The 24,225-nt window shown below is 74.2% G+C and carries 21 protein-coding genes and 1 pseudogene; 10 read left to right on the forward strand and 12 right to left on the reverse strand.

The annotated features are described in order from the left end of the window. Both ECOMGDLI_RS15325 and ECOMGDLI_RS15330 read right to left on the reverse strand, forming a co-directional pair. Nucleotides 1–840 (reverse strand): annotated as a pseudogene (locus ECOMGDLI_RS15325) (hypothetical protein); the annotation flags it as partial. Next, nucleotides 837–1,358 carry a DUF3592 domain-containing protein gene (locus ECOMGDLI_RS15330; protein ID WP_143447726.1) on the reverse strand — a complete coding sequence of 174 codons (522 nt, stop codon included), beginning with the start codon at nt 1,356–1,358 and terminating at the stop codon, nt 837–839. The pseudogene ECOMGDLI_RS15325 and the gene ECOMGDLI_RS15330, both read right to left, overlap by 4 nt. 171 nt (nt 1,359–1,529) lie before the next feature. Between ECOMGDLI_RS15330 and ECOMGDLI_RS15335 the strand changes: the two genes are divergently transcribed. Further along, on the forward strand, nt 1,530–2,792 hold the full coding sequence (locus ECOMGDLI_RS15335; RefSeq protein WP_088317688.1) for an isochorismate synthase MenF: 1,263 nt from the start codon (nt 1,530–1,532) through the stop codon (nt 2,790–2,792). A 116-nt stretch (nt 2,793–2,908) separates the two neighbouring features. Here the strand turns inward: ECOMGDLI_RS15335 and ECOMGDLI_RS15340 are convergent, their stop codons facing one another. From ECOMGDLI_RS15340 to ECOMGDLI_RS15350, 3 genes are all read right to left on the reverse strand, one after another. After that, nucleotides 2,909–6,613 (reverse strand): OmpA family protein, encoded by a 3,705-nt coding sequence (locus ECOMGDLI_RS15340; RefSeq protein WP_088317689.1) that lies wholly within the window; start codon nt 6,611–6,613, stop codon nt 2,909–2,911. Nucleotides 6,614–6,859: 246 nt separating this feature from the next. Beyond that, on the reverse strand, nt 6,860–8,785 hold the full coding sequence (gene menD, locus ECOMGDLI_RS15345) for a 2-succinyl-5-enolpyruvyl-6-hydroxy-3-cyclohexene-1-carboxylic-acid synthase (RefSeq protein WP_088317763.1): 1,926 nt from the start codon (nt 8,783–8,785) through the stop codon (nt 6,860–6,862). Then, entirely contained in the window at nt 8,782–9,852 is a 1,071-nt protein-coding gene (locus tag ECOMGDLI_RS15350) for an o-succinylbenzoate synthase (protein WP_088317690.1), read from the reverse strand. The genes menD and ECOMGDLI_RS15350 overlap by 4 nt, the downstream gene beginning before the upstream one ends. A gap of 21 nt (nt 9,853–9,873) precedes the next feature. Here ECOMGDLI_RS15350 and ECOMGDLI_RS15355 point away from each other — a divergent pair, with 21 nt between their 5' ends. After that, on the forward strand, nt 9,874–10,608 hold the full coding sequence (locus ECOMGDLI_RS15355; protein ID WP_143447727.1) for a hypothetical protein: 735 nt from the start codon (nt 9,874–9,876) through the stop codon (nt 10,606–10,608). 24 nt (nt 10,609–10,632) lie between these two features. Beyond that, complete coding sequence (locus tag ECOMGDLI_RS15360) at nt 10,633–11,586, forward strand: 1,4-dihydroxy-2-naphthoyl-CoA synthase (RefSeq protein ID WP_088317692.1); 954 nt, start codon at nt 10,633–10,635, stop codon at nt 11,584–11,586. 180 nt (nt 11,587–11,766) lie between these two features. Here ECOMGDLI_RS15360 and ECOMGDLI_RS15365 read toward each other — a convergent pair whose 3' ends face one another. Further along, nucleotides 11,767–12,120, reverse strand: coding sequence for a hypothetical protein (locus ECOMGDLI_RS15365; protein ID WP_088317693.1), 354 nt, complete (start codon nt 12,118–12,120; stop codon nt 11,767–11,769). Between the two features lie 393 nt (nt 12,121–12,513). Between ECOMGDLI_RS15365 and ECOMGDLI_RS15370 the strand changes: the two genes are divergently transcribed. Then, complete coding sequence (locus ECOMGDLI_RS15370; RefSeq protein ID WP_088317694.1) at nt 12,514–12,819, forward strand: hypothetical protein; 306 nt, start codon at nt 12,514–12,516, stop codon at nt 12,817–12,819. A 122-nt stretch (nt 12,820–12,941) separates the two neighbouring features. Here the strand turns inward: ECOMGDLI_RS15370 and ECOMGDLI_RS15375 are convergent, their stop codons facing one another. Further along, the gene (locus ECOMGDLI_RS15375) at nt 12,942–13,436 is read right to left on the reverse strand and encodes a hypothetical protein (protein WP_088317695.1); all 495 of its coding nucleotides are present in this window, start codon (nt 13,434–13,436) and stop codon (nt 12,942–12,944) included. A gap of 215 nt (nt 13,437–13,651) precedes the next feature. On the opposite strand from ECOMGDLI_RS15375, the gene ECOMGDLI_RS15380 reads away from it, so the two are divergent. Together ECOMGDLI_RS15380 and ECOMGDLI_RS15385 are read left to right on the forward strand one after the other, a co-directional pair. Continuing rightward, entirely contained in the window at nt 13,652–14,479 is an 828-nt protein-coding gene (locus ECOMGDLI_RS15380; protein ID WP_088317696.1) for a hypothetical protein, read from the forward strand. 251 nt (nt 14,480–14,730) lie between these two features. Further along, nucleotides 14,731–15,531 carry a nucleoside phosphorylase gene (locus tag ECOMGDLI_RS15385; RefSeq protein ID WP_088317697.1) on the forward strand — a complete coding sequence of 267 codons (801 nt, stop codon included), beginning with the start codon at nt 14,731–14,733 and terminating at the stop codon, nt 15,529–15,531. A gap of 78 nt (nt 15,532–15,609) precedes the next feature. On the opposite strand, the gene ECOMGDLI_RS15390 is transcribed toward ECOMGDLI_RS15385, so the two are convergent. Continuing rightward, nucleotides 15,610–15,969 (reverse strand): hypothetical protein, encoded by a 360-nt coding sequence (locus ECOMGDLI_RS15390; protein WP_158221015.1) that lies wholly within the window; start codon nt 15,967–15,969, stop codon nt 15,610–15,612. Nucleotides 15,970–16,074: 105 nt separating this feature from the next. On the opposite strand from ECOMGDLI_RS15390, the gene ECOMGDLI_RS15395 reads away from it, so the two are divergent. Continuing rightward, nucleotides 16,075–16,899, forward strand: coding sequence for an aminoglycoside adenylyltransferase family protein (locus ECOMGDLI_RS15395; protein WP_088317699.1), 825 nt, complete (start codon nt 16,075–16,077; stop codon nt 16,897–16,899). On the opposite strand, the gene ECOMGDLI_RS15400 is transcribed toward ECOMGDLI_RS15395, so the two are convergent. The 3 genes from ECOMGDLI_RS15400 to ECOMGDLI_RS15410 form a co-directional block, all read right to left on the reverse strand. Then, nucleotides 16,884–18,461 carry an FG-GAP repeat protein gene (locus ECOMGDLI_RS15400; RefSeq protein ID WP_088317700.1) on the reverse strand — a complete coding sequence of 526 codons (1,578 nt, stop codon included), beginning with the start codon at nt 18,459–18,461 and terminating at the stop codon, nt 16,884–16,886. The two genes, ECOMGDLI_RS15395 and ECOMGDLI_RS15400, sit on opposite strands and share 16 nt — an antisense overlap. 142 nt (nt 18,462–18,603) lie before the next feature. Further along, nucleotides 18,604–20,196 (reverse strand): FG-GAP-like repeat-containing protein, encoded by a 1,593-nt coding sequence (locus ECOMGDLI_RS15405; protein ID WP_158221016.1) that lies wholly within the window; start codon nt 20,194–20,196, stop codon nt 18,604–18,606. Between the two features lie 126 nt (nt 20,197–20,322). Beyond that, nucleotides 20,323–21,912, reverse strand: a complete 1,590-nt coding sequence (locus ECOMGDLI_RS15410; protein ID WP_088317702.1) for an FG-GAP repeat protein — start codon at nt 21,910–21,912, stop codon at nt 20,323–20,325. Between the two features lie 292 nt (nt 21,913–22,204). Here ECOMGDLI_RS15410 and ECOMGDLI_RS15415 point away from each other — a divergent pair, with 292 nt between their 5' ends. Together ECOMGDLI_RS15415 and ECOMGDLI_RS15420 are read left to right on the forward strand one after the other, a co-directional pair. Next, complete coding sequence (locus ECOMGDLI_RS15415; RefSeq protein WP_143447729.1) at nt 22,205–22,714, forward strand: hypothetical protein; 510 nt, start codon at nt 22,205–22,207, stop codon at nt 22,712–22,714. Nucleotides 22,715–22,760: 46 nt separating this feature from the next. Continuing rightward, nucleotides 22,761–23,213: a GNAT family N-acetyltransferase gene (locus ECOMGDLI_RS15420; RefSeq protein WP_088317704.1), complete on the forward strand. Its 453-nt coding sequence runs from the start codon at nt 22,761–22,763 to the stop codon at nt 23,211–23,213. A 22-nt stretch (nt 23,214–23,235) separates the two neighbouring features. On the opposite strand, the gene ECOMGDLI_RS15425 is transcribed toward ECOMGDLI_RS15420, so the two are convergent. Next, nucleotides 23,236–23,595, reverse strand: a complete 360-nt coding sequence (locus tag ECOMGDLI_RS15425; protein ID WP_088290254.1) for a DUF1304 domain-containing protein — start codon at nt 23,593–23,595, stop codon at nt 23,236–23,238. Nucleotides 23,596–23,735: 140 nt separating this feature from the next. Here ECOMGDLI_RS15425 and ECOMGDLI_RS15430 point away from each other — a divergent pair, with 140 nt between their 5' ends. Next, nucleotides 23,736–24,194: a PLD nuclease N-terminal domain-containing protein gene (locus ECOMGDLI_RS15430; protein ID WP_088317705.1), complete on the forward strand. Its 459-nt coding sequence runs from the start codon at nt 23,736–23,738 to the stop codon at nt 24,192–24,194. Nucleotides 24,195–24,225: the final 31 nt, after the last annotated feature.

Raw genomic sequence — 24,225 nt, forward strand, 5'->3', positions numbered from 1 at the left:
GCGACTGCTCGACCTCGCGGCCGGCGGGACCGGGGGCGCGTACCCCGCCGGCGGAGCCGCGGCCGGCGGGTACGAGGGCTGCGGGGACGGCTGCGGGTACGGCTGCGGGTAGGGCTGGGCGTAGGGCTGCGGGTACGGCTGGGCGTACGGCTGGGCGTACGGCTGCGGGTACGCGGGGGCGTAGCCGGGCGGGCCGACCGGGTAGCCGTAGGGGCTGCCGTACCAGCCGACCGGGGCGGCCCGCTCCGGGCGGGGCGCGCGACGGGCCCAGACGACGGTGCCGCCGAGCAGGGCGAACGCGGTCGCGACCGCGACTCCCGTCGTCCACAGCAGCGCGGCGGCCGGGCCGTCGTCCTCGGCGGCCGGTCGCGCGCGGGCGGCGGCGAGGGCCTGCGCGGACCCGACGGAGAACTCCGGGTCCGACGGGTCGTAGGCGATGCGGACCGTCCCGCCCTCGATCGGCTCGGCGACCCCGCGCGGCCACGGGATGTCGGTCGCGCGGACGTCCTCGCCGTCCACGGTCCTGTAGTCGAGATCGAGGTACCAGCCGGGCAGGGACACGGTGAACGGGTCGTCCGCGGGGTCCGCCTGCGGGTCGGCCGGGTCCTCGAAGGAGTCGAAGGGCACGACCCGGACGACCTCGGCGAGCGCCTCCTCGGTGAGGTCGTCGTCGAAGCAGAAGATCCCCGGCGCGCCCGGGTCCGAGACGCAGTCGCCACCGCCGCCGACCGCCTGCCCGACCGCGACGGCGCCCGTGACGATGCCGACGAACAGTGCGACGGCCGCCGCGGACAGGCCGATCCCCCAGCGGGCACCGCGGCCCGGACGTGGCGTGCTCATGCGGCGGCTCCCGGGTCGGTGGGCCGCGGCGGGGCGGCGGGTCCTGAGACGGCCGGACGGCGGCCCCGGACGGCGAGGAGCGCGGCGGCGAGGAGCAGGACCGCCCCCGCCCAGCGGGCGGCGACCGCCGACCCAGGGGCGCCCTCGGGCGGGCGGGCGGCGAGGGCGTCGGCGTCCGTGGCTCGCTCGGCCGGGGCGGCCGGGTCGAACGCGACGTCCACGGTCGACCCGACGCGCGGTCCGTTCGCGGGGCCGTCGGGCGCGGCAGGCCAGTTCGCCACCTTCGCCTGCACCCGCTCCCCCGCGACCTCGAACTCGACGTAGAACAACGGGACGCCGGGGGTCTCGGTGTCGATGGACGACACGTAGCCCGGCGCGCGTCCGGTGAGCCGCTCGTCGAAGCAGGTCCCGCCCGACGAGACGAGGCAGGGCGGGTCCGCCGGACCGACCAGGACCGACCGGCCGAGGAGCAGGAGCCCCGCCGCCGCGACGAGGGCGACCACGGCGCGTCGTCGCACGGTCGCCTCCTGTCGTCCGACGGCGGCGGGTCCGCCGTGAGGGCGATCGTGGCACGGCCGGTGCCCCCGCCGGGCGCTGATCACCGGGGTGGCGGACGTCACGCCTCGTCCGGCCCACGGCCCCGGGGTCCGGCGCGAAGCCCCGGTCCCGGCGTCCTACGCTTGAACGCGATGACCACCGCGCCGTTGACCGTGCCCCTCGTGGCCCGCACGGTCCCGATCCCCGACCCGGGTCCCCTGCTGGGTCTGCTGCCGCGTACCGGCCCGCTGGCCTGGGTGCGACGGCGCGAAGGGCTCGTCGGCTGGGGCGAGACGCTGCGGATCCGCACGACGGGCGTGCACCGGTTCGCCGACGCCGAGGCCGCCTGGCTCGACCTCGTCGACCACGCGGTCGTCCGGGACGAGGTCGGCCTGCCCGGCACCGGGCCCGTCGCCTTCGGCTCGTTCGCCTTCTCCCCCGGCTCCGCCGCGGGCGGCGTGCTCGTCGTTCCCGAGGTCGTCGTCGGCCGCCGGGGCGACCAGTGGTGGCTCACGACGACGAGCCTGGGGCGGGTCGTGCCGTCGGCGACGCTGCCGGAGACGGAGAACGAGCCCGTGCTCTGGCACGGCGAGGTGACCTTCGCGGACGGCGCCCGGACCGCCGTCGACTGGGAGAGCGTCGTCGCCGAGGCGATCCGCCGGATCGGGGCGGGTGCGCTGGAGAAGGTCGTCCTCGCCCGTGACCTCGAGGCGTACGCGGAGCGGCCGGTCGACGTCCGGGCACTGCTCGGCCGGCTCGCGAACCGCTACCCGGGGTGCTGGACGTTCAGCGTCGACGGCCTCGTCGGCGCGACGCCGGAGATGCTCGTGCGGCGGGAGAAGGGCCTCGTCACGTCCCGGGTGCTCGCCGGCACGATCCGCCGCACCGGGGACGACGAGCACGACCTCGCGCTCGCGGCCTCGCTGGCCCGGTCGAGCAAGGACGGCGAGGAGCACGAGTACGCGGTGCGCTCCGTCGCCGACGCCCTCGCGCCGCACTGCACGTCGATGAACGTGCCCGAGAGCCCCTTCGTGCTGCACCTGGCGAACGTCATGCACCTGGCCACCGACGTGACGGGCGTCCTGCGGGACGACACGACGTCGCTCGGGCTGGCCGCGGCGCTGCACCCCTCGGCCGCGGTCTGCGGGACGCCGACCGAGGTCGCGGCCTCGGTCATCTCCGAGATCGAGGGCATGGACCGGGACCGGTACGCCGGGCCCGTGGGCTGGATGGACGCCCAGGGCGACGGCGAGTGGGGCATCGCGCTGCGCTGCGCCCGCGTGGACGGCGAGGACGGCCGCCGGCTGCGGCTGTTCGCCGGCTGCGGGATCGTCGCCGGCTCCGACCCCGAGCGGGAGCTCGCGGAGTCCAACGACAAGCTCGTGCCGATGCGGGACGCGCTCTCCGGGGGCTGAGCCCGCCCGTCCGCCGCAACCGCCGCTGCCGGCTCCCGCCCCGCACCACGTCGCACGACGGCCGTGGCCCGGCTCCCCTGGGGGAACCGGGCCACGGCCTCGTCGACGGTGCACGGTCAGCCGACGCGGACCTCCACCCGACGGTTGGCCGCCCGCCCGTCAGCGGTGTCGTTCGGCGCGGCGGGGTCCGCCTCGCCGCTGAAGTCCTTGACGATCGACACCTTCTTGCCGAGCTTCGGCGAGAGGTAGCCGCCGACCGCATTCACCCGGCGCTTGGACAGGGCGAGGTTGTAGGCCGCGCTGCCGTTCGCGTCGGTGAAGCCGACGAGGCACACCTTCGTGAAGCCCTGGGCCTTCAGGTCGGCCGCGGTCTTCGCGAGCGTCGCCCGGGTGTCACCCGTGAGCACCGAGGAGTCGACGTCGAAGTAGACCGCCGAGACCCCGCCGCAGGCCGCCGAGCTCGTGTAGCGCCCGGTCGCACCGTTGCGCGTCCTGCTCCCGTCCGGACCGACCGCCACGACGCTGACCTCGGCCTTGGGCCCGAAGACGCCGTCGACCGTGCACGTCGTGGCCGACGTCGAGCACCGCTTGGCGCCGTCGACCCACACCTCGTACCCGGTCACGCCCCGGCTGCCCGACGCGGCCCAGGTCACGACGGTGTTGCCGTAGCCGACCTTGTAGGTCACGCGGCCGGCCCCGAGCGGCCGGACGGACACCTTCGCGACGCGCTGCACGGTCGCGGTGCCGTTGGTCGCCGTGTAGGGGACCTGGACCAGGCCCGCGTACCCGGCGACCGGGGTCACCGTGATGCGCGTGCGGGTGTACGCGACGGCCGAGGCCTTGCCGGACACCGTCGCCGGGCCGCTGACCGTCGCCCCGGACGGGACGCCCCGGACCGTGACCCGGGCGACGGCACCCGAGTCCACCGTGACCTTCTGCGTGCTCGGGTCGAGCTCGGTCGTCACCGCGGTGATCGTCGAGACGGCCGCGCGGCCGAGGATGTCGGACACCTCGTAGATCACCGTGTACGACCCGACGAAGTCACCCTCGGGGACGAGCACGACCTTGCCGTGCGTGGTGTCGGCGGTGAAGGTCCCGACACCGGCGACGGTCACGACCGTCTCCGAGTTGCCCGTCTGCGGGTCGACGACCCGCACGGTCGACGCGTCGATCGCCAGCGTCCGCGAGCGGCCGTCGGGGGTGATCGTCTGCGTCGAGCCCTGGACGCCGGTGCTGCGCACCGGGTGCGCCGTCGGCCGGACCGCCTGGACCACGGCGTGCGCCGCGGCGGTGTCCGTCGTGCCGAACGAGTCGGCGACCCGGTAGGTGACGTCGGTGCTCGTCCCGGTGAACGTGTTCAGCGGCGTGAACCGCAGCGACCCGTTGCCCAGCACCGTCCACGTGCCCTCGTCGTCGACGACCAGGGTCGTGCCCCAGCTGCTGTCGGACGGGTCCTGCAGGACGACCGAGTCGGTGTCGACGTCCGCCTGCTCGTCGACGGTCACCGAGACCGGCGCGCTGCCGGCCACGCCCTGGAGCGTGCTGATCGTCACCGGACCGGCGACCGGTGCGTCGACCGGGAGACTGACGTCGGCGTCCTGCGCGCCGTCCGTCACCGTGACGGTCTGGTTCGTGCCGAGGGCGCTGACCCGGTAGCCACCGGGCCGCACGTACGGGAACGCGTAGTCGCCGTCGGCGTCCGTGGTGGCCGTCGCGTAGGCGGCACCCCCGGCGGCGGGGGCGAGGGTGACCGTGACGTCCTCGACCGGGACCGGACCGCCCGGCGGGGAGACGACCACGGTGCCGGACACGCTCCCGATGCAGCCGCTCTGGTCGGCGCGGGTCACGGAGACCTCCGCCGTGCGGGTGACCGCGCCGCTGCCGTCGTCGGTCACCGTCGTCCCGGTGATCCCCGTCGCCGCGACCGGCACGGTGTCACCGTTCTGGACGCCGGCCGTGAGGGTCGGGCAGTCCCGCTGCACGTCGAGCGAGAAGCACACCTGGGCCGGGTCGCCGACGTAGAGCACGTCCGCGGTGACGTCGGAGGCGTCGTTGCTCGTGGCACCGAGCGCGGTGACCTCGAACGTCGGCTGGGTGCCGGTGTCCGCGACGGAGAGCGCCGTCAGGTCGATGACGCCGCCGGCGTCCGGGGTGAGGCCGACGAAGCCCGCGACCTCCTCGCCGCCGCTGCTCACGACGGTGACGCGCAGGTCCGACGCGGTGATGGCACCGGAGGGCGTCAGGGCGATGGAGCGCCACTCGCGCACCCGGCCGGTCTCGTCGCACGAGAGCCGGGGGGCGGTCGTCGTGTGGGCGAACTCGAGCGTCGGGTCGACGGGCGGCGGGCAGCCGGCCGCGCCCGTGAGGCCGTCGAACGTGGTGATCTGGCCGCTGTCGCCGTTGGTCCAGATGCAGCGTGCGTCCGTCGGGTCGACGGTCAGCGCGTACCGGTCACCGGAGACCGAGGGCGGCGTGAACCCGGCGCACGACGCGTCGGTCAGCCAGTCGTAGCAGAACATCGAGCCGCCGCTGAACCAGTACTGGCGCTGCGTGGACCAGGAGAAGTCCGACCACGTCCCCATCGAGCCCGCGGGGTCGGCGGACAGTGCCGAGGCGAGGCCGGTCGGGACGGTCGCCGAGGCGCCCGTGAGGTCCCAGCAGGCGCTCGCGCCGCGGATGGCGCAGACCCCGACGACGTCGAGCTGGGCGTCCCGCATCGGGGCGACGGAGGAGGCCGCGCTCAGCGACCCGACCGGCCAGCTGCCCGCGCACGCGGCGTCCGTGGCGGCGTCGAGGCACCAGACCTTGTTCGCCGTCACGTAGACCTTGCCGTCGATGGCGACGGAGAACGCCGGCACCGAGCCGACGCCGCTGAGCCCGGCGAGCGCGTAGGGCTGGCCGGCGCAGGCGGCGGACGTCGAGACGTCGTAGCAGAGCAGCTTCGCGGTCCCCGACAGCAGCACGGGTGCGTACACCTTCGTGCCGGAGATCGTCTGCTTGCCGATCGTGCCGTACGCCGTGTAGGCGCCGCTCTGGAGCACCGTGAACCCGCAGTCGGTGAAGGGGTTCGAGCGGATGTCGGTGCACAGCACCCCGGCGCCGTTCGCCGAGCCGACGATCGAGTACACGCGGCCTGCGACCACGGACCCGGTGGACGCACCGGAGGTCACGAAGCCGGTGCGGTAGTACACCGACCCCGTGCACGACGCACCGGTGGACTTGATGTGGCAGTCCATCCCGTACTGGCTGTTGTTGTGGTGGTAGATGTTGAGGACCTTCGAGCCGGCGACGAACACGTCCCAGCCGTCACCGCCCGAGGACCCCTGGAACGAGCCGGCGCCGACCTTCAGCGTGCCGTTGCCGTGCGAGGTGGCCAGCTGCTTGCCGGAGCCGTCGAGACCGCCCGAGTTCATCGTCGAGGTGGCCCGGACGCCGTCGGTCATCGCGAGGTCCTGCGCCGAGCTGGGCGCGCTGCTGGTCCAGGTGCCGTCGACGTCGTACGTGACGGTCCAGCCGTCCGGCGCCACGAGGGTCGCCGGGTCGAGGATGCCGGCGGCCGGGTCCCACTGCTGGGTGATGGTCTGGTCCACGGACCCGGTCTCGGTCACCGGGGAGGACGTGGCGACGTCGAGGGTGTCCCCGACGGCCACGTTGCTCGCGGCACCGCCCTCGGAGGACACCGTCGTGTCGGCCGGGCTCCCGACGGCCTGCGCCGAGGAGAGCGGCAGCGCCACGAGGGACGCCGCGGCCACCGCGGCCGCGCAGAGCGACCTCAGCAGCCGGCGGCCCGAGGACGGGCCGGAGGAACGTGTGACGGACATGGGGACACCTTTCGGGGCGAGCACGGAGACGATCCGTCAGTCGCTTCGTCGGGGGCAGGAGCTCGCTTGAGAGTGGTGTCGTTCGGGAACAAACGTCTGCCGGGCGTCACCGGACCGGTGGCGGGTGGGCCGTCCGGGGCGCCTGCGGCAGAGCCGTCCGGGGTCGCGTGACGCAGCGCTCCCGACGCTCGGAATGCTTGACCGGCAACGGGTTCGGCGGCAGGTCAACGCAAGGTCAACGGACGGTCAACGCCGACCCTCGGGGCGGGTCGGCGCACCACCGCGCAGCCGCTCGAGCGCCGACGCATGCACGTCAGCACGGATCCTGGCGTGCAGGTCCCGCAGGCCGGCGCGCGCCGTCCGCACCTCGACGACGCTCGTGCCCGTCGGCGGCGCGGCGAGCGCCGCGCGCAGCCCGGCGAGGTCACCGACGCGGGTGTGCGGGACGCCGTACGCGCGGCACAGCGCCCCGATGTCGGTGCCGTGCGGCGTGCCGAAGGTGCGCTCGAAGAGCGCGGCCCTGTCGGCGCCGCGGGTGGCCCGTTCGCCGTGCTCGAGCAGGCTGAAGATCCCGCCGCCGTCGTCGTCGAGGAGCACGACCTGCAGGTCGGGGCGGTGCTCGGCGGGGCCGGCGAGGAGGGCGTTGGCGTCGTGGAGGAAGGCGAGGTCCCCCACGAGCACCCGTACCGGCGAGCCGTCCCGGGCGAGCGCGGCGCCGGACGCCGTCGACAGCGTGCCGTCGATACCGGCGAGGCCGCGGTTGGCGACGACCTGCGTCTGGTCGCCCTCGAAGACCCCCGGCTCACGGTCGAGGACGTCACCGAACGGGTGGCCCGCGAGGTCGAGGTCGCGGATCGGGTTGCTCGCCGCGGCGACGAGCAGGTCACCGGGTCGCAGCACGGCGGCGACCTCGCGGGCGACGAGCGGGCCGAGCGGCACGGCGGACGCGCCGTCCGACCAGCCGGCCGCGACGTCGTCGAGGACGGCGTCCAGGGCCCGCTGCGCGGCATCGCCGGCGGCCAGCCAGCCTGCGAGCCACGGGTCCGGATCCCTGCGGTACCAATCCTTCCCGGTCTCGTCGAGGTCAGCGGGCCAGGTCAGGCCGAGGATCCGGCGCACCGCTCGGCCCGGCTCGGGCCACGCCGGGTACGGCGACACGAGGACAACCTCGACGTCCTCGCGGGCGAGCAGCCGGCTCACCGGGCGGGACAGCGTCGGGCGACCGAGGACGACGGCGCGCTCGACGGCGCCGCCGAGGTCGGGCAGTTCGAGGAGCAGCCGGTAGGGGCCGATCGCGTTCGGCCCGCTGCGGGCCGCGGAGGACGGCTCGGCGAGGAGCGGCCAGCCACCCGCCTCGGCGAGCCACCGGGCCTCCCAGTCGGCTCCGTCGCCCGCGACGACGACGGTGCGGCCCCCCGGAGGCAGCGGCTCACCGCGGGCACCGCGGTTCCGGTGCCGGACAACGCCCGGGACCGAGCGGGCGGGGGTTGTCTCGCCGATGCTTTGCTCTGCCCTCACTTCTGAGGGCAGACCATCGGCCGCCCTCACAAGTGAGGGCAGAGCAAAGCTCTCGTCATCAGGTACCAGAGGGTCGGTGAACCCGAGGTCGAGGTGCACCGGCCCGGGGCGGTCGTCGACGGTGCGGCCCCACATCGCCTGGAGCGTGTCGAGCAGCGCGGCGCGGGCGGCGTCCGGGTCGGCGGCCGCGACGTCGTCGGCGAGGTCGAGCCGGGCCCGGACGGCGTCACCGAAGAGCCCGGCCTGGAGCTCGGTCGTCTGGTTGGCCCACGTGCCGCGCAGCGCCGTCGGCCGGTCGGCGGTGACGACGACGAGCGGCACGTTGCCGTGGTGCGCCTCGAGGACGGCGGGCAGCAGGTTCGCGGCGGCCGTGCCGGACGTCGTGACGACCGCCCCGGCGATGGCCGCGCCCCCGGCGAGCGCGCCCCGGGCGACCCCGAGCGCGGTGAAGGCGGCGACCCGCTCGTCGTGCCGGACGTGCAGGTCCGGGGCGCTGCCGGGGTGCTGGGCGTCGTCCGGCCGGTTCTCCAGGGCCTCGACGAGGGCGTACGCGAGCGGTGCGCTGCGCGACCCCGGGCACAGCACGACGTGGCGGACCCCGGCGGCGGCGAGCGCCTCGACGGCGAGCCGGGCGAGCAGCGTCGAGTCGTTCACGCCGGCCCCGCCCCGGCCCGGGCCGGCGCCCCGGAGTCGTTGCGGCGCAACAGGTCGGCGCACCGGGCGAGCCGGTCGAGCCACCAGTCGCGGCGGTCGTCGGGGGCGGCCAGCGCGGCGAGCAGCGCCGGGTCGGCGACGAGGGCGCGGGCCCGCGCGACGTCGATCCCGCCGGCGACCGGCACGAGCGGCTCCGCCGCGACGTCCGCGCCGAGCAGCGACACGGTGCCCAGCCCGCAGGCGAACGGCAGGTCGGGCAGGGCCGCGGCGAGCGCGACGCCGGCCGCGATGCCGACCGAGGTGTCGAGCGCCGAGGAGACGACGACGGGGATGCCGTGGTCGGCCCCGAGCGTGCCGGCGACGTCGAGAGCGGCCGCGACCCCGCCGAGCGGGGCGACCTTGACGACGACGACGTCCGCGGCGCCGGAGACGGCCACCCGGAGCGGGTCCTCGGCCTTGCGGACGCTCTCGTCGGCCGCGACGAGGACGTCGACCCCGGCCCGGGCGAGCGCCGTCCGGACGTCCCGCAGCCCGTCGAGCCCCGCGCAGGGCTGCTCGGCGTACTCCAGGTCGTACGGCGCGAGCGCCGCGAGCGCGCGGACGGCGTCGTCGACCGACCACGCGCCGTTGGCGTCGACCCGCACCCGTCCGCCCGGCCCGAGCGCCGAACGGACCGCGGCGACCCGGTCGACGTCGTCCGCGAGCGTCTGGCCGCGCTCGGCGACCTTGACCTTCGCGGTCGTGCAGCCGTCGAACCGGGCGAGGACGCCGGCGACGTCGTCCGCCGGGACGGCCGGGACGGTCGCGTTGACGGGCACCCGGTCGCGGACGGCGTCCGGCCGGGCGGACCCCGCACCGGCACCGCTCCCCCAGGCCGCCTCGACCGCCGACGCGAGCCAGCGGGACGCCTCGGCGTCGTCGTACTCGACGAACGGGGAGAACTCGCCCCAGCCCGCCGGACCGTGCAGGAGGAGGGCCTCCCGCTCGACGAGGCCGCGGAACCGGGTGCGCAGCGGGAGCCGGACGACGTGGGCGGCGGCCCGGAGGTCGTCGGCGGGAGGGTGCACATCGGCAGCCTACGGGTGACGATGGTGGGGTCCCACCCGTACCCGGGCCGCCCGGGCCGATGTCAGGAGACCGCCCTGGACGCCGTCCCGCAGGCCGCGCCGCAGGCCGTGACGGCCCCCCGGCGGGCGCCCCGCGCGCTCGCCGTCGCGGCGGTCGTCGTCGCCGGGGTGTGGGCGGTCGGCGCGGGCCTCGGCGGCGACCTGTCCGGCGGCGCAGCGGACCCGGTCGGGGCCGCCGAGCCCGGCAGCGCGGCGGCGGCCGTCGCCGCGGCCGACGTCCGGGTGGCGTCCGTCGCGCAGGTCGTCGAGCCGGACGGCGGCCGCGCACCGGCACCGGACGACCTCGTCGGCTGGCTGCAGCGGCACCCGCAGGTCACCGTGCTCGGCGTGCGCCGGGTGCGCGGCGGCGGCTGGGGCTCCGGCGGCTTCGACTCGTGGCGCGGCGTCCGGGCGGTGAGCGTCGACTACGAGCTCGCGGCGCCGGGCGCGACGACCCCGCCGCTGCGCCGGTTCGTCGGGCTGCCGCTGTTCTGCGCGGGCGGGGACGGCGGGTGCACACGGCTCGTGCCCGGGGTCCGGGTGCGGACGACGTTCGTCACGGACGCGGGCGAGGGCACGGTGACGACGGTCGAGTCGCGCTGGCCGGCGTCCACCGCGGACGGGGTCGGGCTCATCCCTGAGCCGCTGCGGACCGAGCACCGGACGGTGCTCATCGACGTCGTCCGGCAGACGGCGGGGGCGTCCGACGGGGCCTGACCGGCCGCGCCCTATCCTGCGTCGGTGACCGACGTCTCGGAGATCTTCGACGCAGCCGCCTGGGACGTCGTCCCCGGCTTCGACTTCACCGACATCACGTACCACCGGTGCCGCCTCGACGGGCCGGCCCGCGGGACGGTCCGGATCGCGTTCGACCGCCCGGAGGTGCGCAACGCCTTCCGGCCGCACACCGTCGACGAGCTGTACCGGGCGCTCGACCACGCCCGGATGACCCCGGACGTCGGCTGCGTCCTGCTCACGGGCAACGGCCCGAGCCCCAAGGACGGCGGATGGGCGTTCTGCTCCGGCGGCGACCAGCGGATCCGTGGCAAGTCCGGCTACCAGTACACGACCGTCGACCCCGCGACCGGCCGGCCCGGCGACACCGTCGAGTCGGTCGACGAGGCCCGGGTCAAGGCGGCCGGCGGCCGGCTGCACATCCTCGAGGTGCAGCGGCTCATCCGGACGATGCCGAAGGTCGTCGTCGCCGTCGTCAACGGCTGGGCCGCCGGGGGCGGGCACTCCCTGCACGTCGTCTGCGACCTGACGATCGCGTCGCGGGAGCACGCGCGCTTCAAGCAGACCGACGCCGACGTCGGCTCGTTCGACGCCGGCTACGGCTCGGCGTACCTCGCGAAGATGGTCGGCCAGAAGTTCGCCCGCGAGATCTTCTTCCTCGGCCGCCCGTACTCCGCCGAGGACATGCACCGGATGGGCGCCGTGAACCTCGTCGCCGACCACGCCGACCTGGAGACCGTCGCCCTCGAGGTCGCCGCCGAGATCAACGGCAAGTCCCCGACCGCGCAGCGGATGCTGAAGTTCGCCTTCAACCTCGTCGACGACGGGCTCGTCGGCCAGCAGGTCTTCGCCGGCGAGGCGACCCGGCTGGCGTACATGACCGACGAGGCCGTCGAGGGCCGGGACTCGTTCCTCGAGAAGCGGGCGCCGGACTGGAGTCCGTATCCCTGGTACTACTGACCGGGTTGTCCCTACCCCTGGCAGGGACGTCGACCCGCCGCTGACCTGCGGTGATCTCTGCCGTCGATCGACGTCGCCTGCAGTCGTCGTGGGTTCGGACGTGCCCCTGATGCGCCCCGCCATCAGACCGGCGAGGACTGGCAGCCGGGCAAGCGACCGAGGACCGCTGCAGCGCGATCGTCACGTCTGCGGTGTCCCTGCGACAGGCTCGGCGAGTGAGGGTCTGGTGCCCGTGACGACGAGCACGCCGGCAGGCAGGAACGACAGCAGGAACGCGACGTCAGACACGGCGAGCGGCACGACGACCGCCGCGGTCACGCCCGTGAGAGCACCGCCGACAACCCCCGCCAGGGGCCACCTGTACGCCGTCCGGCGCCGCCAGATGGCGATCGCGAGGGCGGTCCCGCTCATGAGAGGCCAGAAGCTGAGCGGCACGACGCCGAAGACGAAGTGGGCCACCAACGCGATCACGAAGATCAACCAGAACCAGAGCCATGGACTCCTCACGAGCGCCCCAGCGGTCCGCACGTTCATGATCGATCACCCGTTCATCAGGACAGCACGGCCCAGGACCGCGACGGACGAGCCGGGAGGCACCACTCTGGCGACCCGTACCTGGATCCTCGCCCCGGACGTTGCACGCATGACCGTAGAGTGCCGGTCGCGACCACACTTCGGGCACGCAACGGGCGCGGAACTGGCGGCGACGACAAGCTCAGTTTCCCGCGGACTGCAGGTCCGCGCTGCCCTCGTCTTCCTCAGAGGGCAGCGGTCCCGTCGACCGGGCGATGCTGAGGCACGCGCGCCTGCGCGATCGCCTGCCTGGGGCGGCCATCCGGCCTCGCAGGTCGCCCCACCGGCCCCGAGCCCGGACAGGCACGGGCCGAACCGACCCTGGACTCCTACGAGAGCGGCGACAATGGTGCCATGACGTGGACAGGGGCCGCAGACGGTGCGTTCCTGGTGCTGGCGCTCGGGTTGGTCTTGCTCAAGTGCGTCGAGCCCGCGCCGACGCGGCCGCAGTTTCCCGGGGCCCAGAAGCTCATGATGCCCACGCTGGGTGTCCTCGGGCTGTCGCTGGCGATGCGTCCCGGACCGGCCCTGGAGCGCTTCGGCCTGCTGGTCTCGCTGCTGCTGATGAGCCTGGCCCTGGTGATCGAGCACCTTCGGGCGGTCCGACTCGAACGTCTCAACAGTGCAGCTACGCCCCCGCGGGGCACGCACGGCGTCTGAGCGCTCAGCTCGCTCGCGGCGCGTGCCGGGCGGGCACGACGACGCATGACCTCCGTCATCACGACGTCTCGGTGGTGCTCGGTGCCGGAGCGGTCGACGCGTGGATCCGGATCGCCCTTCGATCACTGCGAGTCCGCCGACGCCGCTGACGCCTGAGGGGCGGGGACCTGGGGCGATCCCTCGGGTCCGGTCCGCCGACGACTCCGCCAGACGTAGCGGGTCACGTTGTGCGCAAGTCCGAGGGTGAGAAGCACCGCCCAGAGCGGGAACGTCCAGTGCATGGACGGGTCGTTGATCCAGGAGTCGATCCAGCTCACGGGAGCAGCGAGCACCACCCCCGCGACCAGGTGCCAGATGCGTGCGCCACGCCGCCACCCCTGGACGAGGATGTAGGTCGCCGCCGCGGCGTAGACCAGGATCAGCAGCGCGGCGACACGTCCTCCGTGCACCTGGCCGCTGACCAGGTAGTAGACACCGACCGCGAAGCCGACCGGGCTGGGCAGGAGCAAGAAGAGAACCAGCCACTGGCCACCGAACGTGTTCGCCGGACGCCTCAGCCAGGCGTGCGGAGTCCCGGCCACCACGGTCACGAGCGAAGCATGACCGACGATCTTCACCGTGTGAAGAACGGGATCCGACCAGCGGCTCGAGAGAACGGTCCTAGGGTTGCTCGGAGCCGACTCGAGGGATCAAGGACCAGTCGTTGGGCTAGCGGATTCGAACGTCTCCGGCGGGCGAGGCGCTCCAGCAGGGTCGTCGGTGGTCGCGTTGCCAAGGTCGGGACATCGCTGCGCCGATCGCCTGTCGGCTCCCCCGGATAGGGTCCTCTGCTATGGCGGAACCGTCCCAGGACAAGCTCTACGCGACCACGCTGCAGACGATCGGCGCCGTCTCCAAGTTGCCGGTGGTCCGAGTCGACCGCGAGGCGTTCCTACGTAAGCACTTCGGTGACTCCGAGCACCTCGACGTCATCCTGGAGCACGGGCCGCAAGCGGTGTACTCGGCTGAGTCGCTCCGGCGGAAGGCCAACTCGCTCATCAAGAACAGCGCGGCCAAGACGTCTGCGGTCTCCTTCGCGTCGGGTCTGGCGGCCAACCCCGCAGTGATGATCGTCGCGGGAGGCGCCGACGTCGCCCAGTACTTCGGCTTCGCCATCAACATGGCCCAGCAGATTGCCTACCTGTTCGGCGAGGACGACCTGTTCGATGGCGGCGGTCAATTGACAGAGGCCGCGCAGATTCGGGTCATCGCCTACCTCGGCGCCATGTTCGGTGCGGCCGGCGCTGCGGCACTCGTGTCGAACACCTCCAAGGCCGCGGGCGCGAGCCTCGGCAAGAAGGTCGCGGCGCAGGCGTTGACCAAGACCACCTGGTACCCGCTGGTAAAGAGGGTCGGCGCCGTGATCGGCTTAAAGATCACGAAGAAAACCGTAGAGAAGACGGTCACGAAGGCCGTCCCCATCGTCGGTGGTGTCATCTCGGGTGGACTGACATACGTGACGTTCCGACCCATGGGCCATCGACTCGCCGACACCCTCACCAAGAACCTCAACGGCGACTTCGATGACGAACTCGAACTCAACCCCCAGTTCGCCTCGATGACGTCTGGCTCGATCGTGATCGAGATGGAGGAAGGCGTCACCGACGAGCCGACCGCGTAGACGAGGTCGCGCGCACCTCCTGCGACACGCCTGACGCGGTCGCGCGGGTCCGTCCTCTACGTCATCGGCGCGATCGGACTGTCCGGGCCGGCCTTGGCCGCGCACGGCATAGGCGAGCCTCCCGGGTACGGGGGACGGCGAGGGTCACGCATGCCGCTCCGCGGAGCAGTTCGGTCCCGGAAGTCGATCGTGCGAGGACCTGGTGGCGGCCAAGATGGGGCAAATACGCATCGGGTCCAGGCAGGGGCGACATGGAGCAGCCAGGCCGGGAACGGCACCCTCAGGTTCCTCTGACCGAGCACGACTCCGCTCTACTGGCGTTCATCGAACCTTCTGAACAGATCGTTCGGCGCGATGTCCCAAGGGCCTGCGTCATCACCTTCTTCGGTGATGTCGTGGATCGGCTCGTCGAGCGTCGAGGCGCGCGCGTGCTCGTCGAGAACCGCTGGGAAGACGGCCCGCACCCCCTGCTCGAGGTCGAGCACGGCGAGGAGCGGCTCGCGGTTCTCCGATCGGGGGTGGGCGCACCCCTGGCCGGAGCCCTCCTCGAAGAGGTCATCGCCGCGGGATGTCGGTCGTTCGTGGTCTGCGGCGGCGCGGGGGCGCTCCGCAGCGAGCTGACGCTGGGGCACTTCGTCGTGGTGTCGTCCGCGATCCGCGACGAAGGGACCTCCTACCACTACCTGCCCGCGGCCCGGAGCATCCAGTTCGACGAGGTCGCTCGAAGGGTGCTCGAGGAGGTCCTCGAAGCGCGAGGGGCTCCGTTCGTCGTCGGTCGGACGTGGACGACGGACGCGCCGTACCGGGAGACCCCGGGGAAGATCGCGCGGCGTCGGGCCGAAGGGTGTCTGACCGTCGAGATGGAGGCGGCTGCGCTGGCAGCGGTAGCGCGTTTTCGCGGGGTTCCTCTCGCCCAGGTCGTCTACTGCGGCGACGATCTCGCGGGCGACGAGTGGGACCACCGCTCCTGGCAGGACCTCTCCGACGTTCGCGAGGACCTGTTCGACCTCGCAGCGTCCGCCGCGATCGCGCTGGCGCGCGTGACCACCTGAGTGACGGCGATGACCACTGCGGGGATGTCCGAGCGGCACTCTGCCGTTGCGATGTCCCCGTAGCCGGCGGTGTACGCGTCACATGTCGCGCATGCGGGCGAGGCATCGCGGGCATGCCGGGCCGGTGTCGTCGAAGAGGTCGACGTGGAGGACCGCTGCGACGTCACCGTGCACGAGGCCGCACAGGCTGGTGCCGTCGTCGAACCGCGACAGGTGCACGTCGGCGGGCGGGCCGTCGGGTGCGGCGACCTGCGCCGCGGCAGCGAGGTCCGCGGCGGACGCCTTCCGGATCTCGACGACCAGGGTGGGGAAGTGCGCGAGCGTCCGCGTCATCCTCCGTGCGACGGACCACGCCTGCCAGCGCCACCGGACGACGACCGGGGCGTAGGCACGCTGCTCGTCGTCGACGGTCCACGTCGACTGCACGCACCACGGCACCCGCCCATGCTGCCCGGCCACGCCGACCCGCGTCACCGCCCGCACGACCCCGGTACGGCGAATCCCGGGTGACGCCCGCGCGGCGGCGGCGTCAGGATGGCGGGGATGACACCGGCTGCCGCGCCCCCGCTCGCCGAGGCCGACCGTCGGCAGGTCGGCGACGTCGTGGACGCCGTCCGGCGGGTGCTCGGCGGGGACCTCGTCGCCGTCTACCTGTACGGGTCCGCGACGTCGTCCGGGCTGCGGCCGGACAGCGACCTCGACCTGCTCGTCGTCGTCCGGGCGCCGCTCGGGCAACGGGTCAGGCCGCTGCTCGACTCCGTCCTGGCCCGGTCGGGACGGCGTCACGGGCTGCGGCCGGTCGAGCTCACCGTCGTCGTCGCCGACCGGGTACGGCCGTGGCGCTACCCGCCGCCGCGCGAGCTGCAGTACGGCGAGTGGCTCCGGGCCGGGCTCGAGGCCTTCGACCCGGCGGCGGGCGGGCCGGCGCCGTGGGGCGGTCCCGACGACCCCGACCTCGCGTGCCTGCTCACCCAGGTGCTCCTCGACGGCGTCGCACTCGTCGGCCCGCCGGCTGCCCAGGTGCTCGACCCGGTGCCCCTGGCCGACCTGCGGCACGCTGTCGCGGACGGCGTGCCCGGGCTGCTCGCCGACCTCGAGGACGACACCCGCAACGTCCTGCTCACCCTCGCCCGGATCCTCGCGACGCTGCGCACCGACCGGATCTGGTCGAAGGACGAGGCGGCCGCGCAGGTGAGGGACGACGTTCCCGCCGAGCTGCGGCCGCTCCTCGACCTCGCGGCCGCCGCCTACCGGGGCGAGGCGGACGACGAATGGGCCCCGCTGCTGGACGGTGCCGGCCGTCTCGCCCGCCGGCTCGCCGAGCTCGTCGGGGATGAGCGGGGTGCCCAGGATCAGCCGAGCGAGTAGCCCCAGTGCCCGCGGGAGGTCCTGCCGCCCGCGACGTTCGGGGTGTCGGCCTCGAGGGTGACGGACGGCCTGCCGCCACCGACCCCGTCGAGGAATCGGTGCACGAGCCCGGCCTCCGTCGTCGTCCCGAGCGTCTCGCCGGGGGCGCCCACGAGGAAGTCGTCGCGGAACTGGCCGTCGACGGCGAGGGGCTGCACCGAGAAGCCGAACGCGTCACCGGGTTCCGGGGTCCCGGCGACCCCGAGCCAGTCCTGGCTGAGCCGCTCCCCGTTGAGCACGACCAGGCCGGACGGCCCCCCGTACAGGAGCGACACCGACCCGGCGTTGCGGATCGCACCGATGGCGTCGCCGGGCGTCCCGACGACGAGGTCCTTGGTGCCGTCCTGGTTGAGCTCCACGACGGCGAGCGAGAAGCCGAACGCGTCACCCGCCCCGGCGACGCCCTGCACCCCGGCCGTATCCTGGGTGATCATCTGGGCCCCGGTCGCCCGGACCGGGCCCGAGGTCGACCCGCTGTGCACGACGGTCACCGCACCGGCACCGGAGTTCTCACCCGGGGCGCCGACGACGATGTCGGCCGTCGCGTCGCCGGTGACGTCGCCCACGGCCACGGTCTGTCCGAAAGCGTCGCCGACCTCGGCCGTCCCCGGGACGCCGGCGGTGTTCTGGCTGTAGTCCGGGCCGACCCGCAAGCCGCCGTCCAACGTGCCGAGGAGGACGTCGACCACGCCGTAGCCGTTCTCGCCCGGAACGCCGACGACGATGTCGTCGATACCGTCGTGCGTGACGTCCCCGGTGGCCAGCGAGTAGCCGAACGCGTCGCCGTTCTCCGAGACACCGGGCACGATCGCGGCGTCCTGCGTGAGGGTGACGTCGGCCCGGGCGGCGCGACCGACACCGGTCATCCAGTCGTAGAACACGGTCACCGCGCCACGATCGGCGCCCGCACCCGCCGTGCCCGTGTCGAAGGGTGCGCCGACGACGAGGTCGACGATGCCGTCGCCGTCCAGCTCCGCGGTCGCCAGCGACGCGCCGAACGCCTCACCGGCGCGCCCGGAACCCGGGGTGACGCTGTCCTGCGTGAGGAACTGGGCGCCCGCGGTGGTCAGCCCCGCACCGGGCGAGCCGTAGAGGACCGTCACGGAGCCGGTGGCTCTGTTGTTGCCCGGCGCACCGATCGCGAGGTCCGCGCAGCCGTCGCGGTTGAGGTCGGCGACCTGCGTCGCCGCACCGAACCGGTCACCCGCGGCGTCCACGCCCGGGACACCGCCGATGCCCTGCGCGAAGACCTGGTCGTCGGGCGCGTCCCCGGAGCCGGTAAAGGTGAGACCGGCCGCCGTCCCGTAGAACACATGCACCCGGCCACCACGGGTCGCGCCGCCGTCCGCCTCGCCGACGACTGCGTCGGGGAAGCCGTCGCCGTTGAAGTCGCCCAGCGGGAACGGCGCGCACTCCGTCACCGCTGCGTCGACCGGGGGCGTCGCAAGGAACAGCACGCCCGGCAGGACGAGCGCGGCCACGAGCGCGGTCCGGCGGAGCCGGAGGATGGAACCGGGTGTCATTCGAGCAGCCTCACCGATCGGAGGGCGCGCCTCGGCGCCCGGACGCGGTCATGTTCCCTGACCGGACAGGACACGTGCAGGACATCATCTGATGTCACCCCCGACGGCCCAGTGCCCGGCATGCAGGGCCCCGCCCGTACCGTCAGTCGAGCGAGAACCCCCAGTGCCCGTTCGTCGTCCGGCCGCCTGCGACGTTGAGCTTGTCGGCCTCGACCTCCGAGCTGCCGACGCCGGAGGGACCCGTCGTCCGCCCGGGCAGGATCAGGGTGAGCCCGGCCTCGGAGACCGCGCCGAGGGTCTCGCCGGGGACACCGACGAGCAGGTCGTCGACCCCGGTGTTGCGGATCCCCGCGCCGGAGACCGCGAACCCGAAGCCGTCGCCGCTCTCCGCGCCGCCGGGGACGCCGACCGACTCCTGGCTGATCCGCGCCCCGCCGTAGCCGGCCAAGGTCGCCCCGGCGGCCGAGCCGCGCAGCACGGTCACCGAGCCGGCCCCGACGACCGCGCCGATGTCGTCACCGGGGGTTCCGATCGCCACGTCGCCGTAGCTGTCCGAGTCGAGGTCGGCGACGGCGATCGCGAAGCCGAAGTCGTCCGCGACCCCGGCGGCGCCGTCGACGCCGGCCGTGCTCTGGCTGAAGGCCTGCGCTCCCGCGACCCCGACGGCGTGGGTCGTGCCGTCGCTGAGCAGGATCGTCACCGCGCCGCGGCCGACGTTCTCGCCCGGCGCGCCGATGAGCACGTCCGGTGCGCCGTCGCCCGTGATGTCCCCGAGGGTCACCGTCTCGCCGAAGGAGTCGTCGGTCTCGCTCGCGCCCGGCACGCCCGGGGTGCTCTGGCTCCACCCGGTGCCCGCGGTGGCACCGACGCCGGTCGCGCTGCCCGGCAGGAGGGAGACGAGGCCGCTGCCGTTCTCGCCCGGGGCACCGACGACGAGGTCGTCGATGCTGTCGCCGGTGACGTCGCCCGCCGCGACCGCGTAGCCGAACGCGTCGCCGTCCTCCGCCGTGCCGGGCACGGTGGCGTCGTTCTGGTCCACCAGGACGTCGGCGCGGGTGCTGCGCCCGACGCCCGTCGTGGCGCCGTAGAAGACGGCGACGGCGCCCTGGTCGGCGCCGCCCGGCACCTCGACGATGTCGAAGGGGGCGCCGACGGCGAGGTCCTCGACCCCGTCGTCGTCGAGGTCGCCCACCGCGATCGAGGCGCCGAACTGCTCGCCGAAGCGCGCCTCGCCGGCGGCGATGCTGTCCTGGCTGAGGAACTGGGCGCCGGTCGTCCGCAGCCCGGTGCCCGGCGAGCCGTAGAGGACCGTCACCGACCCGACCCGGCGGTTGTTGCCGGGAGCACCGATCGCGAGGTCCGCGCAGCCGTCGTCGTTGAGATCACCCGCCGTCACGGTCGCGCCGAACCCGTCGCCCGCGGCGTCGACGCCCGGCACACCGCCGACGCCCTGCTGGAAGACCTGGTCGTCCGGGGCGTCCCCGGAGCCGGTGAAGGTCGGGCCGGACGCCGTCCCGTAGAAGACGTGCACCTTGCCGCCGTGGGTCGCGCCGCCGTCCACCTCACCGACCGCGAAGTCCGCGAAGCCGTCGCCGTTGAAGTCCTGGGGCGTCCCGGCGCAGGAGGCGACGACGGCACCCGCGGGGTCGGCGGCCACGAGCAGCGCGGCGGGGAGCAGGAGCGATGCCAGTGCCGCCCCGGCGCGACGACGGTGGGACGGGAAGCTCGGTGCCATGGGTGACCTCGCGGGACGGCGGGCACCGGCGCGGCACCCCGGGACCGCCATCATGGCGGCCCCGGGGTGTCTACGCAGGGGAATCAGAGATGCACGGTGTGTCACATCGCTGATCCGGGCAGGGCGTCAGTCGATCGACCAGCCCCAGCGACCCTCCGCCGTCCGGGCACCGGCGACGTTCGGCGTCCCGGCCTCGATCGTGTCGCTCCCCGTCCCCGACGGCCCGGTCGCCGTGGCGGTGAGGACGACCATGAGCCCGGCCCGCAGGACGCCGTTGATGCTCTCGCCCGGCGCGCTGATGACGACGTTCTCCGTTGCGAGCCCCTGCACCGCGGCACCGGTGACGGCGAACCCGAAGAGGTCGCCGTTCTCCGGGGACCCGGCGACGCCCGTGGTGTCCTGGGTGATCCGGACGCCGCCGAACCCGGCGGTCGTCATCCCGGCCGCCGAACCACGCATGATCGACACCGAGCCGGCCTCCGAACGCGTCGTCACGGCGTCCGACGGGGTACCGATGACGACATCGCCGAACGCGTCGCCGTCGAGCTTCGCGACGGCCACCGAGCCACCGAAGAAGTCGCCGTTCCCCGGGGTGCCGTCGACGCCCGTGACCGCCTGGGAGACGGTCTGCGCGCCGGTCGTCGTGAGCTTCTTCGTCACCGGGTCGCTGTAGATCACCTGGACGATGCCGCGCGCGTTGTCCTCGCCCGGGACGCCGGTGACGAGGTCGGGCGCGCCGTCGCCGTTCACGTCGCCCGTCGTCACGTAGTAGCCGAAGTGGTCGAAGTCCTCGGGCGCCCCGGGGACGCCGACACTGTCCTGGCTGAACGTGAGGCCGGTCGTCGCGCCGACTCCGGTCGCGCTGCCGGGCAGCACCTGGACGATCCCGGCCCCGATGTTCTCGCCCGGCACCCCGACGACGACGTCGGAGATGCCGTCCGCGGTGACGTCGTCCGCACCGATGATGAAGCCGAACGCGTCGCCGTCCTCGGCCGTGCCGGGGACCGAGGCGAGGTTCTGGTGGTGGATCGACGCGGGCCGGGTGCCCTTGTTCACGCCGGCCGCCGAGCCGTAGAGGACGACGACGGCGCCGCGCTCGGTGCCGCCGCCGACGGCGTCGAACGGCGCGGAGGCGGCGAGGTCGGCGACCCCGTCGCCGTCGAAGTCGCCGACGGACAGGCCGGACCCGAAGCCCTCGTCGGGCTCGGCCTCGCCGGCACCCACGACGTCCTCGGTGAAGAACTGCGAGCCCGTACCGGAGAGGCCGGTGATCGAGCCGTAGAGGACGACGACGGCGCCCCGGCCGGAGGCGTTGCCCGGCATGCCGACCGCGACGTCCGCGCAGCCGTCGTCGTTGAGGTCGCCCATCTGCACCGTGGCGCCGAACGCGTCGCCCTTGGAGTCCACGCCGGCGATGCCGCCGACGCCCTGCGCGAAGACCTGGTCGTCGGGCGCGTCGCCCGTCGCCACGGTCGCCGGGCCGGTCGCCGTCCCGTAGAAGACGTGCAGTCGGCCGCCGCCCGTCGGGCCGCCGCGCAGCTCGCCGATCGCGATGTCGGCGAAGCCGTCACCGTTGATGTCCTGCGGCTTGCCGGAGCAGGCGGTCACGACGGCCTGCGTGGGCCCGGCCGACACGAGCAGCGCGGCGGCGGGGAGCAGCAGGGCGGCGACGGTCGCTTCGACGCGACGACGCCGGGAGGGGCGGTTCGGGGCCATGTCATCCCTTGGTGCCAGAGGGCGCCCGTGACGCCCAGGGGGCGCCCATCATGGCGGAGCGTGATCGTCACAGGAAGCGGATCGGGCCGGTCATACGGTGGGTGACAAAGATTTAGGGTTCGCGCCGCACCCCAACGGGTGACGAGGTCTCGCACCGCACCTCCCCGATCACAGAACGACACCATGCACCCCTGCTCCGAAGACTGCCGATGCTCACGTCCGGTACCGATCCGAGACCGTCCGCACCCCCGATCCGGGACCTGCGGCGAGCATCATGGGAGCGGGAGGGATCATGAGACGACTGGTGCGGCTCGGGCTGCTGGTGGCGGTCGCGGCGGCGGGGCTGGGGCTGTTCGCGCCGACGACGGCGACCGCGTCGTGCGCCGGGGCACAGATCGCGGTGCCGGGGCCGACGGCGTCACCGACCTCGCTGCCCGGCAGCGACGTCCCCGTGCCCGTCGTCCGGCTCGAGCCGGGCGCCACGGTGACGGTCACCGGCAAGTACTTCTTCGCCGGGTGCGACGACACCGGTTCGGTGACGGTCTACGGGCCGGGGTGCGAGCGCGCGGACCCGCCGACGCCGTCCGTCCCGCTGCAGGACGTCGCCCTCGAGCTCACGTGGAACGGGCGCACCTTCCCGCTGGGCACCGCCGACGCCGGCGGCGAGGAGACCGGCTACGCCACGAGCTGGACCTTCACCGTGCCCGAGGACGTCGTCCCCGGCGTCGCGACCGGGATCCTCACGACGTCGGCGCCGCTCGGGCAGGTCTGGGGCGTCGAGTTCGTCGGGGACGCGGGCTGAGAACCCGGCTGAGGTGGCCCTGCACGCGCCCGTAGTCTCGTCGTCCGTGGTCGACTACCGGACGGCGACCGCGGCGGACGTCGCGGCGGTGCTCGCGTTCTGGGCGGGCGCGGCCGAGAACGCCGACCGCCCGGCCGACAGCGCGGACGCCGTCCGCGCCCTGCTCGCCCGGGACCCCGACGCCTTGCTGCTCGCGGTCGAGCCGGACGGCGCGGCGCCGCCCGGCGAGCGCATCGTCGGCACCGTCGTCGCGGGCTGGGACGGCTGGCGCGCCCACCTGTACCGGCTCGCCGTCGCCCCCGACCGCCGCGGGCAGGGGATCGCGCGGTCCCTCGTCGGCCGGGCCCAGTCGCGGTTCGCCGCGTTCGGCGCGGCCCGGGCCGACGCGATGGTCCTCGACGGCAACGACTCCGGCGGGACCGCGTGGGCGGCGCTCGGCTACACCCGGCAGCACTCCTGGAGCCGCTGGGTGCGGCCGCTCGACCGGACCGTCGACTGAGCCATCGGCCCGGTCGGCACGGTCAGGACGCGAGCACCGCCGCGAGCGCGAGCACCGCGGGAACGGTCTGGATGAACAGGATCCGGCGGCTCGCGGTGAGCGAGCCGTAGACGCCCGCGACGGCCACGCAGAGCAGGAAGAAGATCGTCACCTCGCGACCGGTGGGGTCGGCGGCGAAGAGCCCCCAGAACAGGCCGGCCGCGAGGAAGCCGTTGTAGAGGCCCTGGTTGCCGGCCATGACCGCCGTCGCCTCGGCCATCTCCTCGGTGAGCCCGAACGAGGCCCGGGTGCGCGGTGTGCGCCACAGGAACATCTCCATGACGAGGATGTAGACGTGGAGCAGGGCGATGAGGGCGACGAGGACGTTCGCGACGGTCGACACGGCCGACGTTCTAGCAGCGTGCTGCCCGCGGGCGCCAGTCACGGACCCGGCACCTCGGGATGCGCCGGGCCGCCGTCCGTCGCACAGTCGAAGCCTGAGCCGCGTCGAGGAGTCGGCGCGCCGTCGTGGGAGCCCTGCGCATGATTCACCTGACGAGCGGTATCGGCCTGGTCTTCGAGGTCGGGTTCGCCCTGTTCTGCTTCGTGGACGTCCTCATCGCCAAGGAGGCCGCCGTCCGGATCGTGCCGCGCTGGGCCTGGGCCGTCGCCATCCTCGTCTTCCCGATCGCGGGCGGCGTCGGGTACCTCGTCGCGGGCCGGGCCTGGCGGGCGGCGGAACGGCAGCGCGCCGCAGCCGGGGCGACGTCCGCCGCGGGTGACGCATCGACGGCCGGGGCCGGGGTGCCGGCCGCGCCGGCGACCTCGCCGAGGAGCGCGGCACCGGTGGACGGCGCGCACGACGCGGTGCTGCTCGGCCAGCTCCGGGAGCTCAACGAGGAGCACGAGGCGATGCTCGCCCGCTGGGAGGACGACCTGCGGCGGCGCGAGGAGCAGCTGCGGACGGCGACAGCGCGGATCGGCGGAACCGCGGCCGCCTGAGGTGACATGATCGGCCCCTCGCCCGGCGAAG

Source organism: Kineosporia sp. R_H_3 (genome assembly GCF_002198675.1).
Taxonomy (GTDB): Bacteria; Actinomycetota; Actinomycetes; order Actinomycetales; family Kineosporiaceae; genus R-H-3.

Coding starts and splice junctions, on each gene's coding strand:
- ECOMGDLI_RS15370 (WP_088317694.1), top strand. CDS start 12,514: ATGACGTGGACAGGGGCCGCAGACGGTGCGTTCCTGGTGCTGGCGCTC.
- ECOMGDLI_RS15355 (WP_143447727.1), top strand. CDS start 9,874: ATGGTGGGGTCCCACCCGTACCCGGGCCGCCCGGGCCGATGTCAGGAG.
- ECOMGDLI_RS15400 (WP_088317700.1), bottom strand. CDS start 18,461: ATGACACCCGGTTCCATCCTCCGGCTCCGCCGGACCGCGCTCGTGGCC.
- ECOMGDLI_RS15365 (WP_088317693.1), bottom strand. CDS start 12,120: ATGAACGTGCGGACCGCTGGGGCGCTCGTGAGGAGTCCATGGCTCTGG.
- ECOMGDLI_RS15385 (WP_088317697.1), top strand. CDS start 14,731: ATGGAGCAGCCAGGCCGGGAACGGCACCCTCAGGTTCCTCTGACCGAG.
- ECOMGDLI_RS15430 (WP_088317705.1), top strand. CDS start 23,736: ATGATTCACCTGACGAGCGGTATCGGCCTGGTCTTCGAGGTCGGGTTC.
- ECOMGDLI_RS15335 (WP_088317688.1), top strand. CDS start 1,530: ATGACCACCGCGCCGTTGACCGTGCCCCTCGTGGCCCGCACGGTCCCG.
- ECOMGDLI_RS15410 (WP_088317702.1), bottom strand. CDS start 21,912: ATGGCCCCGAACCGCCCCTCCCGGCGTCGTCGCGTCGAAGCGACCGTC.
- ECOMGDLI_RS15340 (WP_088317689.1), bottom strand. CDS start 6,613: ATGTCCGTCACACGTTCCTCCGGCCCGTCCTCGGGCCGCCGGCTGCTG.
- ECOMGDLI_RS15380 (WP_088317696.1), top strand. CDS start 13,652: ATGGCGGAACCGTCCCAGGACAAGCTCTACGCGACCACGCTGCAGACG.
- ECOMGDLI_RS15415 (WP_143447729.1), top strand. CDS start 22,205: ATGAGACGACTGGTGCGGCTCGGGCTGCTGGTGGCGGTCGCGGCGGCG.
- ECOMGDLI_RS15395 (WP_088317699.1), top strand. CDS start 16,075: ATGACACCGGCTGCCGCGCCCCCGCTCGCCGAGGCCGACCGTCGGCAG.
- ECOMGDLI_RS15405 (WP_158221016.1), bottom strand. CDS start 20,196: ATGGCACCGAGCTTCCCGTCCCACCGTCGTCGCGCCGGGGCGGCACTG.